Origin of the sequence: Streptomyces phytophilus, assembly GCF_013870535.1 — a bacterium.
Lineage (GTDB): Bacteria > Actinomycetota > Actinomycetes > Streptomycetales > Streptomycetaceae > Streptomyces > Streptomyces phytophilus.
This window is the reverse complement of the sequence record NZ_JACBXC010000093.1, coordinates 1-10,668: the sequence shown is the minus strand read 5'-3', so window position 1 is coordinate 10,668 and position 10,668 is coordinate 1. Positions and strand designations below refer to the sequence as shown.

Sequence of the window (10,668 nt, the reverse complement as noted above, 5' to 3'; positions counted from 1 at the left end):
AGACCGCGCGCCGGGCGTCCGACGTACGGACCCGGGCGAAGAGCAGCGTCAGCACCGCCCCGCCCACCGCCCACGCCCCCAGCACCAGCAGCGGACCCGTCATCGCCCGCCCTCCGAAGTACGCGATCGAGCGCGCCGTCCACGTCCCCGCACCCGGGATCAGCGCCGGTCCGATCTCCCGCCAGAACGGCGGCAGCAGCGGATACGGATACGCCCCGCCCGCGCTCGGGTTCCCCGCGATGACGATCACCAGCACCGTCACCCCGATCCCGACGACGCCCAGCATCCCCTGGAACGCGAACGTCGTCGCCCCCGCCGCGCACACCACCAGCGCCCCGAGCGCCGCCAGCCCCGCCACACTGCCCGGCAGCGCCCCCAGCACCGGCCCGATGACCACCGCGCCCAGCACCCCCAGCGCGATCGCGTACAGCACCAGCACCGCCAGCCGGACCACCGCCCGCCGCGGATCCGACGGGCGGGCGCCGTAGCTGACCGCGAGGATCGCCGCGCACAGGTACCCGCCGACGCACCACCCCACGACCAGGTAGAACGCCGACAGCCCCCGCGCGTCCCCCGCGTCCGCCGCGGCCACGTCCACCGTCCGTACGCCCCGCCCCTGCGCCCGCTCCGCCGAGACCACGACCTCCCGCACCGCGTCCGCCAGCGACTGCCCGCCGCCGCTCGCGACCAGCAGCACGTCCGTCCGCTCCCGCCGGTCGACGACCAGTGCGCCGTCCAGCTTCCGTTCCCGGATCTCCCCCACCGCCGCCTCCCGCGACGCCACCGCCCGCGCCGCCAGCGGCGAACCCCGCAGCCCGTCCAACTGCCCGACCACCTCCCCCCGCACCTGCGCCGGGGCGACGACCCCGAACGGGATGTCCTTCGGCTTCGGCGAGTGGAAAGCACCGGCGTACGAGGCGATGAACAACACCCCCAGCGCCAGCACCCCCAGCACCAGCAGCGCCGACCGCGGCGTCACCGCGTCGCGCACCTCCCGGAGGAACCCCCCGGCCCCGCCCCCGCCCCCCGTACCGCCCCCGGGCACCCCGCCGTCAGCCGCCCCGCTGCCACCCAGGCCGTCCCCGCTGTCCAGACGCATGACCCCAGCGTCCGCGACACCCCCCGCCCCCGCACCGCGGATACACCCGAACGAGGCCCGCACCCCCCGCCCTTCCCGCCCGCCCCCGCACCCCCTCACGGCACCACCCCCTCACGGCAGCACCGCCAGCACCAGGTACGCGGCGAACAACGCCAGATGCACCCCGCCCTGCTGCAGCGTCGCCCGCCCGCGCGTCACCGTCAGCGTCCCCACCAGCACCGTCATCGTCAGCAGCACCAACTGGCTCTCGCCCAGCCCCAGCTCCAGCGGCCCCGTCAGCCAGATCGACGCGATCGCCACCGTCGGAATCGTCAGCCCGATACTCGCGATCGCCGACCCGTACGCCAGGTTCAGGCTCGTCTGCACCCGGTCCCGGCCCGCCACCCGCACCGCCGCGATCGACTCCGGCAGCAGCACCAGCAGCGCGATCGCCGCACCCACCGCGGAGCGCGGCAGCCCCGCCGCGTCGAGCCCGTCCTCGATCGCCGGCGACACCCCCTTCGCCAGCCCCACCACACACACCAGCGCCAGCATCAGCAGCCAGAGACCGAGCCACGCCGTACGCGCCGACGGCCGGTGCGCCGGGTCGTCCAGGTCGTCGATCACCTCCCCGCCCGGCGTCACCGGCAGGAACTCCTCCCGGTGCCGCACCGTCTGCGTCGCCACGAACATCCCGTACAACGCGATCGACGCCAGCGCCGCGAACGCCAGCTGCGGCGTCGTGAACACCGGGCCCGGCTCGCTCGTCGTGAACGTCGGCAGCACCAGACTCAGCCCCGCCAGCGTCGTCACCGTCGCCAGCTGCGTCCCCGTACCCTCCGCGCTGAAGAACGCCTCCCCGCGGCGCAGCGCGACCAGCAGCAGACTGATGCCCACGATCCCGTTGCACGTGATCATCACCGCGGCGAAGACCGTGTCACGGGCCAGCGCGCTCGACTTCTCGCCCCCGTCGACCATCATCGTGACGATCAGCGCGACCTCGATGACCGTCACCGCCACCGCCAGCACCAGCGCCCCGTACGGCTGCCCGATCCGCTCCGCGACCACCTCCGCGTGATGCACCGCGGCGAGCACGGCGGTGATGAGGAAGAAGGAGACGACACCCGTCAGGACACCGGAGAGCGAACGCTGCCAGGTGAAGACGAGCACCACGGCGGCGGCCGGCGGCACGACGACCGACCAGTGGAGGCGCCGGGAAGCCGTACGGACGGTCATGTTCCGACACTGGCACGCGGTACGCGCCCCTGCTCATCATGCGCGGCCGGACGGCGGTCACCCGCGCCCCGTACGCACCCGGCCCACAGCCCCCGCGCCGTAGGACCGCGTTACCCCTCTACGCCCCCACCGCCGCCAGCCGGTGCTCCTGCGGACTCACCCCGTGCACCCGCTTGAACGCCGTGCTCAACGCGAACGGACTCCCGTACCCCACCCGCCGCGCCACCGCACCCACCGTCGCGTCCGGCTCCCGCAGCAGATCCGCCGCCAACGCCAGCCGCCACCCCGTCAGATACGTCATCGGCGGCTCCCCCACCAACTCCGCGAACCGCCGCGCCAGCGCCGCCCGCGACACCCCCGCCCGCACCGCCAGCTCCGCCACCGTCCACGGATGCGCCGGATTGTTGTGCAACAACTTAAGAGCCCGGCCCACCACCGGATCCCCCTGTGCCCGATACCACCCCGGCGCCCGCGCCTCCGGCCGCGCGAACCACGCCCGCAGCGCCGCCACCACCAGCAGATCCAGCAACCGGTCCAGCACCACCCGCTGCGCCGGCCCGTTCCGCCCGATCTCCTCCTCCAGCACCGGCAGCACCGGGCAGTCGCACATGTCCTTCGTCACCACCACCAGCCGCGGCAGCGCATCCAGCAGCCGCGCACCGATCTCCCCGGCGTTCTCGTACGAACCGATCAGCATCCGCGCCGAGCCGCCACCGCCGTGCGACCACGTCCGCACATCCGCATCCAGCTCCTCCGCGAGGCTCTGCCCGTCGGGCGTCTCGCAGCGCCCGCCCGCGTGGATCACCGCCTGCGGCGCCGTCGCCGGATCGTCGGAGAAGACGTACGGATCCGGGCCGCGCATGATCGCGATCTCACCCTCCCCGACCCGCACCGGCTCCGCGCCCTCGTACGTCACCCACGCCGTGCCGCTCGCCAGCGCCACGATCGACAGCGGCGCCCGGTCCACGACCCGCACCGACCACGGCGGCTCCAGGAGCGCACGGATCATCAACGCGCCGTGTGCGCGCGGACTGTCGAGAAGACCGGCAATCGAGTCCATACACACCAGAGTAGACGCTCACGTATGCCGGCGAGCCTTTCAGCCATGGAGCGTCCAGCCCGCCGCCGCTTCACTGGACCCATGACACACACCGAGCGGCACACCAACCTCATCATCGGCGGCACCGGCAAGACCGGCCGCCACGTCACCGAGACGCTCACCGCCCGCGGCCACGCCGTACGCGCCGTCTCCCGCCGCAGCGACACCCCCTTCGACTGGCACGCCCCCGACACCTGGACCGCCGCACTCCACGGCGTCCGCGCCGCCTACCTCACCTACGCCCCCGACCTCGCCGACCCCGCCGCCGCCCCGGCCATCCGCGCGTTCACCGAGACGGCCGTACGCGCCGGAGTGCAGCGCTTCGTCCTCCTCTCCGGCCGCGGCGAACCCGAGTGCATCCCCAGCGAGGACGCCGTCAAGGACTCCGGCGCCCAGTGGACCATCGTCCGCTGCGCCTGGTTCATGCAGAACTTCGACGAGGACTTCCTCCTCGACCCCGTACTCTCCGGCGAACTCGTCCTGCCCGCCGCCGACGTCCCCGAGCCCTTCATCGACACCCGCGACATCGCCGACGTCGTGGTCGCGGCCCTCACCGAGGACCGGCACAGTGGCACCACGTACGAACTGAGCGGCCCCCGGCTGCTCACCTTCGGCGACGCCGCCGCCGAGATCAGCCGGGCCACCGGCCGCGACGTACGCTACGTGCCCGTCACCCCCGAAGGGTTCCGCACCGCCGCCGCCGCGCACCTCCCGCCCGACGTCGTCGAGATCTTCGCCGAACTCTTCACCCGCATACTCGACGGCCGCAACGCCCACCTCACCGACGGCGTACAGCAGGCCCTGGGACGCGCCCCCCGCGACTTCGCCGACTTCGTGCGCGAAGCGGCCGAGAAAGGAGCCTGGAATGTCTGACCTCCGTACGGGCGCGCTGTTCGCGGCCGTCCTCACCACGGGACTGAGCGCGGGACTCTTCTACGTCTGGTCGTACTCGGTGATGCCCGGCCTCGCCCGCGCCTCCGACCGCACCTTCGTCGAGAGCTTCCAGCAGATGAACCGGGCGATGATGAACGGCTGGTTCGCCCTCACCTTCGGTGGCGCCTTCCTCTTCCTGCTGCTGGCCGGCGGACTCCTCCTCGGCGCGGACGGCGACCAGAGGTCGAAGACGCTGCCGTGGCTGATCGCCGCACTCGTCCTGTACGTGGCCATGTTCGCCATCACCTTCGCCGTCAACGTGCCGATGAACAACGACCTCGACGCCGCCGGCGCCGTCGACCGGATCAAGGACCTGGCCGGGCTGCGCGAGCGGGTGGAGGACAGGTGGGTGCGCTGGAACAACGTCCGCTCCGTCGTCACCGTGCTCTCCTTCGGCTGTGTGACCTGGGCGCTGTTCCAGTACGGACGCGCCACCGGCAAGGGGTAGCGGGTGGCGGCACGAGGCCGGCGCCGGGGGCACGGGGCCCCGGGGCCGGCCTCCGGCGCGTACGCGCACAGGGGGAAGCCCCCGGCGGGGCGCCTCCGTGTGAACCGGGGAGTGTCACGGGGCGCCGGCCGCCGGGGGCCGGGGGGATGGATCAGGGGGTTCGGGGGTCTGGGAGGGAGACGGGGACAGGGACGGGGGCGGGGGCGGGGGCGGGGTGCGGCGGTCGGGCCGGCCCGGAGGGTACGGCTGCCGGGTCAGTCGTCGTCGCGGTCGTCGGAGTCGTCGGAGTCGTCGGAGTCGTCGTCACCGTCGTCGTCCCGGTCGTCGTGGTCGTCCTTGTCGTCCCGGTCGTCATCGCGGTCATCGCGGTCGTCCCGGTCGTCGCTGTCGTCGGCGCGGTCGGCCACCACGTCGCCGCTGGCGGCGTCGACGTTCACCTCGTACCACTTGCCGTCCTCGCCGAGGATGTCGATCTCCCACTTGTGGGCCCCGCCGCGGTCGTCGCCGTCGAACTCCGCCGACTCCACCGTGCCGGCCCGCTCCTGCAGCGCCGCGGCGATCGCGTCGTCGACGCCGACCTTCGCGGCGGCGAGCGCCTCGGCCTCGGCGCGGTCGTCGTCGTCGCGGTCGTCCCGGCCGTCGTCCCGGTCGTCGGAGTCGTCGTCACGGCCGTCGTCGTCGCCGACCTGCACATCCGCCGGTACCGAGGCGGCGTCCGCCCCGCTGTCGCCGTTCGAGGCCGCGACCGCGGTCACCGTGCCACCCGTGATCAGAGCGGCCGAGGCGACGGCGGCGATGACGATGTTGCGCTTCATGAGGGTTCCTCCTGCGTCCGACGGCTCGTGCCGCTGTGTGCTGACAGAGACCAAGCTGCCTGAGCGACCCTGAAGGCACCCTGAAGCCACCTGAAGGGTTCTTCAGCTTCCGTTTGCGACCCTTGGGGCATGCGACTGCTGATCGTCGAGGACGAACGACGCCTCGCCACCTCCCTCGCCCGCGGGCTCGCCGCCGAGGGCTTCGCCGTGGACGTCGTCCACGACGGCGTCGAAGGTCTCCACCGCGCCACCGAGACCGACTACGACCTCATCGTCCTCGACATCATGCTCCCCGGCCTCAACGGCTACCGCGTCTGCGCCGCACTCCGCGCCGCCGGCGACGAGACCCCCATCCTCATGCTCACCGCCAAGGACGGCGAGTACGACGAGGCCGAGGGCCTCGACACCGGCGCCGACGACTACCTCACCAAGCCCTTCAGCTACGTCGTCCTCCTCGCTCGCGTACGCGCCCTCCTGCGCCGCCGCGGCCGCACCGCCGCCCCCGTCCTGCGCATCGGCTCCCTCGCCGTCGACCCCGCCGCCCGGCGGGTGCACGTCGGCGAGACGGAGGTGACGCTGACGACGAAGGAGTTCGCGGTCCTCGAAGTGCTGGCGCAGCGCACCGGCGAGGTCGTCGCCAAGTCCGAGATCCTCGAACACGCCTGGGACTTCGCGTACGACGGCGACCCCAACATCGTCGAGGTCTACGTCAGCGCCCTGCGCCGCAAACTCGGCGCCCGCACCATCCAGACCGTACGCGGCGCCGGCTACCGCCTCGCCGACCCGGACGCGGGCGGCAGTTCCCGTGCGTAGCCCCTTCTCCTCCGTACGCGCCAAGGCCGCGGTCGGCGCGACGGCCGTCGTCGCCCTGGCGCTCGTCGCCGCGGGCGTCGCCGTCCTGCTCGTACTCCGCTCCAACCTCCAGGACCAGGCCGCCCTCCAGGCCGAGGTCAACGCCCGCCGCACCGCCACGGAGCTGAGCAACGGCATCCCGCTCGAAGACCTCGACCTCCCCGGCGACAACCCCGTGGTCGTACGCGACGACAACGACGAGATCGTGCTCGCCAGCGAGGACCTCGGCCGCGTCACCGGCGCCGGCGGCCCCGCCGCCACGCCCCCGCCGGAGACCCGCACGGAAAGCCCGGCACCGCCGACGCCCAGCCAGACGCCGACACCGACACCGAGCCGTACGGGGGACTCGGACGACTCGGACGACAACGGCGGGGACCGCGACGACGACGCGGACGACGCGGAAGACGCCGCCGACGACGCCGAGGACGAAGCGGACGACGACTCCACGGACGACTCCGCCGACGACTCCGCCGACGACTCCGCCGACGACTCCGCCGACGACTCGAACTCCGACGACTCCGACGACTCCGGGGACGACGACCCGGCGCCGCGCCGCGGCGAGGTCGAGGACTCGCCGGAAGGCGAGGACGGCACGGCGGTACTCGACGGCGAACGCGGCGACTACCGCTTCGCCGGCCTCAAGGTCACCTCCCCCGACGGCCGGACCTACACCGTCTGGGCCGGCGTCCCCCTCGACACCGAGCAGAACGCCGTCGGCACCGCCGGCCGCGCCATGCTCGCCGGGCTGGTGCCGCTGCTCGCCGTCGTGGGCGGCGTGACCTGGCTGGTCACGCGGCGCGCGCTGCGGCCGGTCGAGGGCATCCGCGGCGAGATGGCCGCGATCACCGCGTCCACGGACCTGTCCCGCCGGGTGCCGGAGCCGGCCACGCGCGACGAGGTCGCCCGGCTGGCCCGTACCACCAACGAGACCCTGACCGCGCTGGAGAAGTCCGTCGAACGCCAGCGCCGCTTCGTCGCCGACGCCTCCCACGAACTGCGCAGCCCCATCGCCTCGCTGCGCACCCAGCTGGAGGTCGCCGCCGCCCACCCCGAACTCCTCGACCTCGACGGCGCGGTGGCGGACACCGTACGGCTCCAGCACCTCGCGGCCGACCTGCTGCTGCTGGCCCGGCTGGACGCCGGGGAGGAGCCCGCGGGCAAGCCGGTCGCACTGGGCGCGCTGGTGCGCAAGGATGTGGAGCGCCGGAACGCGGAGGGCGGCCCGGACGGCGCCGAGGGACCCGGGGGCCGGGTGGCGGTCGTGGCCGGGGAACTGGCCGACGCCACGGTGTCCGGCTCGCGAAGCCAACTGGAGCGCGTCCTCGGCAACCTGCTGGACAACGCGGCACGGCACGCCGCCGGCCGGGTCGACGTCCGGGTGCGCCGCGAGGGCGCGTGGGCGGTGCTGGAGGTCGCGGACGACGGCGCGGGAGTGCCGCCGGCGGACCGGGAGCGGATCTTCGAACGGTTCGTCCGCCTCGACGACGCGCGCAGCCGCGACGAGGGCGGCGCGGGCCTGGGCCTGGCGATCGTCCGCAACGTGGTCGTACGCCACGGGGGGACGATCGGCGTCGCCGAGGCGCCGGGGGGCGGGGCGCTGTTCACGGTGCGGCTGCCGCTGAGCGGGGCGACAGCTGGCGAATGACAGCTAACGGATGACGACTGACGGATTTCAAAATCTGTCAGCCGTCATCGAGTAGAGCGGAGCGGAGCACCGGCCGGTGCGTACGGGCGGACACCGGCCGGTGCACTGGAGAAGACGCATTCCGGGCGCGGAAGGTTTGCACGAATTCCCGCCGCCGAGCGGCCAGTCCGCGAGCCCGCCCGCGCGGTGGGCAATCCGCCGGCCGACCCGCACGGTCAGCAATCCGCCGCTCGCCGACTCACCAGCTCGCCGGCTCCGTCAGGCGCGCAGGCGCGCCATCCACGCCTCGACCTGGTCCGCCTGCCGCGGCAGCTGGTCCGACAGGTTCCGCCGCCCGTCCTCCGTCACCAGGATGTCGTCCTCGATCCGCACGCCGATGCCCCGGTACTCCTCCGGCACCGTCAGGTCGTCGGACTGGAAGTACAGCCCCGGCTCCACCGTCAGGCACATCCCCGCGCGCAGCGTGCCGCCCACGTACTCCTCGGTGCGGGCCGCGGCGCAGTCGTGGACGTCGATGCCGAGCATGTGCCCGGTGCCGTGCAGCGTCCAGCGCCGCTGGAGGCCCAGTTCCAGCACCTTGTCCACGTCCTCGACCTGCAGCAGCCCCCACTCGATGAGCCGCGCCGCCAGCACCCGCTGCGCCGCGTCGTGGAAGTCGCGGTACGCCGCGCCCGGCCGGACGGCGGCGATGCCCGCCTCCTGCGCCTCGTACACGGCGTCGTAGATCCGCCGCTGGAGCGGCGTGAACGTGCCGTCGATGGGGAGGGTGCGGGTGACGTCGGCGGTGTAGAGGTTGCGGGTCTCGACGCCGGCGTCGAGGAGGAGCAGTTCGCCGGAGCGGACGGCGCCGTCGTTGCGCACCCAGTGCAGCGTGGTGGCGTGCGGGCCGGCGGCGCAGATGGAGCTGTAGCCGACGTCGTTGCCCTCGACGCGGGCGCGGAGGAAGAATGTGCCTTCGATGTAGCGCTCGCTGGTGGCCTCGGCCCGGTCGAGGATCTTCACGACGTCCTCGAAGCCGCGCGCGGTCGACTCGCACGCGTACTCCATCTCCGCGATCTCGAACTCGTCCTTGAGGAGCCGCATCTCGGAGAGGAAGACGCGGAATTCCTCGTCCCGTTCCGCGGTGACCTTGTCGACGAGCGCCTTGTCGACGGCCGCGTCGTAGCCGCGCAGCAGCCGTACGGGACCGGTGGCCTCCGCCAGGTGTTCGGTGAGCTTGCGGACGTCCTTGACGGGCAGGCCGAGCAGCTTCTCGTTCTCGGTGAGGCTGTTGCGCCGGCCGACCCACAGCTCGCCCTGGCCGGAGAGCCAGAACTCGCCGTTGGTGCGGTCGGAGCGCGGCAGCAGGTAGGCGGTCGCCTCGTGGCCCGGTTCGCCGTCGCCGGTGGTGGCGGGCTCCAGGACGAGCACGCCGTCTTCGGTCTGGTCGCCGGTCAGGTAGGCGTAGTCGGAGGAGGGCCGGAAGGGGTACTCGGTGTCGTTGGCCCGGACCTTGAGGTTGCCGGCGGGGACGACGAGGCGTTCGCCGGGGAAGCGGGCGGAGAGCGCGGCGCGGCGGGCGGCGGCGTACGCGGCCTGCGGGAGGGGCTGGAGGCCGTGGCGTTCGGTGTCGGCCCAGCCGGACTTCATGTTCTCGGCGAGTTCGTCGGAGAGGCCGCCGTAGAGGCCGTTCTTGCGCTGCTTGACGGGCTTGTCCGCGGTGTCCCCGGTGTCCGCGGTGCCCCCGGTGTCCTCGGTGCCTTCCGCGCCGTGGGTGTCCTCCGCGCCTTCGGCGCTTTCCGCGATCTCCCCGGGCGGGGTCTGCCCGGGTCCCGCGGTCTCCGCGGTCTCGGACGTCCGGGTCTGCGGCTGCTCCTCGGTCACGGCTTCCTCCTCTGCGATGCGTCGGCCGCCTCCAGCGTACGGCGGGGGGCGCGCCGCGCAGACCCCGCGAGCAGTGACGTTTCGAACGACGGCGGGCGCGCCGCGGCACGTGCGGTCAGGCGGTGAGCTGGACGGCGAGCAGGACGACGTCCTCGGGGTGGCCGGCGCCCTCGTCGGGGCCGGGGGGCAGGAGGCGGGCGAGGACGTGGTCGGTGAGCGCCTCAGGGTCGTCGCGTACGGGTCCGGGGGCGGTGGCGGCGGCGTGGTGGAGGCGGGTCATGGCCTGGTCGGTGGGCCGGCCGGTGCGGTGGAGGAGGCCGTCGGTGTAGAGGAGGACGGTTTCTCCTGGTGCCGGGTCGATGGTGACGCTGGGCGCTTCCCAGCAGGTGAGCATGCCGAGCGGCGCGGACAGGGTGGTCTCGGCGTACTCGGTGCGCCAGGGGCCGGTGACGAGCGGCGGGCAGTGTCCGGCGCCGGCGACGACGATGCTGCGGCGGCCGGGCGGCGCGTACGCGAAGAGGGCGGTGGCGCGGCGGCCGGGTTCGGTGAGCCGCATGAGGAGTTCGAGGTCGGAGAGGACGGCGACGGGGTCCTCGCCCTCCATGACGGCGTAGGCGCGCAGTCCCGCGCGCAGTTGGCCCATGGCGGCGACGGCCGCGGGTCCGCCGCCGCCGGCGGAGCCGACGGCGAGGCCGAGGG

The 10,668-nt window shown here is 73.6% G+C and carries 9 protein-coding genes and 1 pseudogene; 4 read left to right on the top strand and 6 right to left on the bottom strand.

The annotated features are described in order from the left end of the window. The 3 genes from H5J30_RS08095 to H5J30_RS08085 form a co-directional block, all read right to left on the bottom strand. The coding region (locus tag H5J30_RS08095) for a DUF3533 domain-containing protein (RefSeq protein ID WP_181786470.1) at positions 1–1,162 on the bottom strand (1,162 nt) is incomplete at its 3' end. Between the two features lie 48 nt (positions 1,163–1,210). Beyond that, a complete protein-coding gene (locus H5J30_RS08090) occupies positions 1,211–2,314 on the bottom strand; it encodes a calcium:cation antiporter (RefSeq protein ID WP_181786469.1) in 1,104 nt (367 codons plus the stop codon). Positions 2,315–2,432: 118 nt separating this feature from the next. Next, positions 2,433–3,374, bottom strand: a complete 942-nt coding sequence (locus H5J30_RS08085) for an AraC family transcriptional regulator (protein ID WP_181786468.1) — start codon at positions 3,372–3,374, stop codon at positions 2,433–2,435. Between the two features lie 81 nt (positions 3,375–3,455). Between H5J30_RS08085 and H5J30_RS08080 the strand changes: the two genes are divergently transcribed. Both H5J30_RS08080 and H5J30_RS08075 read left to right on the top strand, forming a co-directional pair. Beyond that, on the top strand, positions 3,456–4,286 hold the full coding sequence (locus H5J30_RS08080; RefSeq protein WP_181786467.1) for an NmrA family NAD(P)-binding protein: 831 nt from the start codon (positions 3,456–3,458) through the stop codon (positions 4,284–4,286). Then, positions 4,279–4,794 (top strand): anthrone oxygenase family protein, encoded by a 516-nt coding sequence (locus tag H5J30_RS08075; RefSeq protein ID WP_181786466.1) that lies wholly within the window; start codon positions 4,279–4,281, stop codon positions 4,792–4,794. The genes H5J30_RS08080 and H5J30_RS08075 overlap by 8 nt, the downstream gene beginning before the upstream one ends. A 254-nt stretch (positions 4,795–5,048) precedes the next feature. On the opposite strand, the gene H5J30_RS08070 is transcribed toward H5J30_RS08075, so the two are convergent. Continuing rightward, the gene (locus H5J30_RS08070) at positions 5,049–5,609 is read right to left on the bottom strand and encodes a PepSY domain-containing protein (RefSeq protein WP_181786465.1); all 561 of its coding nucleotides are present in this window, start codon (positions 5,607–5,609) and stop codon (positions 5,049–5,051) included. A gap of 129 nt (positions 5,610–5,738) precedes the next feature. On the opposite strand from H5J30_RS08070, the gene H5J30_RS08065 reads away from it, so the two are divergent. After that, entirely contained in the window at positions 5,739–6,422 is a 684-nt protein-coding gene (locus H5J30_RS08065; RefSeq protein WP_181786464.1) for a response regulator transcription factor, read from the top strand. Between the two features lie 541 nt (positions 6,423–6,963). Continuing rightward, a pseudogene (locus H5J30_RS08060) lies at positions 6,964–8,106 on the top strand (sensor histidine kinase); the annotation flags it as partial. Positions 8,107–8,364: 258 nt separating this feature from the next. Here the strand turns inward: H5J30_RS08060 and H5J30_RS08055 are convergent. Both H5J30_RS08055 and H5J30_RS08050 read right to left on the bottom strand, forming a co-directional pair. Further along, positions 8,365–9,969, bottom strand: a complete 1,605-nt coding sequence (locus H5J30_RS08055) for an aminopeptidase P family protein (RefSeq protein ID WP_181786462.1) — start codon at positions 9,967–9,969, stop codon at positions 8,365–8,367. A gap of 115 nt (positions 9,970–10,084) precedes the next feature. Then, a partial coding sequence (locus H5J30_RS08050) for a PP2C family protein-serine/threonine phosphatase (protein ID WP_181786461.1) occupies positions 10,085–10,668 on the bottom strand: 584 nt, incomplete at its 5' end.

Bases quoted from the DNA above. Each gene is read 5' to 3' on its own strand.
- H5J30_RS08090 (WP_181786469.1), bottom strand. From the start codon at position 2,314: ATGACCGTCCGTACGGCTTCCCGGCGCCTCCACTGGTCGGTCGTCGTG.
- H5J30_RS08085 (WP_181786468.1), bottom strand. From the start codon at position 3,374: ATGGACTCGATTGCCGGTCTTCTCGACAGTCCGCGCGCACACGGCGCG.
- H5J30_RS08080 (WP_181786467.1), top strand. From the start codon at position 3,456: ATGACACACACCGAGCGGCACACCAACCTCATCATCGGCGGCACCGGC.
- H5J30_RS08075 (WP_181786466.1), top strand. From the start codon at position 4,279: ATGTCTGACCTCCGTACGGGCGCGCTGTTCGCGGCCGTCCTCACCACG.
- H5J30_RS08070 (WP_181786465.1), bottom strand. From the start codon at position 5,609: ATGAAGCGCAACATCGTCATCGCCGCCGTCGCCTCGGCCGCTCTGATC.
- H5J30_RS08065 (WP_181786464.1), top strand. From the start codon at position 5,739: ATGCGACTGCTGATCGTCGAGGACGAACGACGCCTCGCCACCTCCCTC.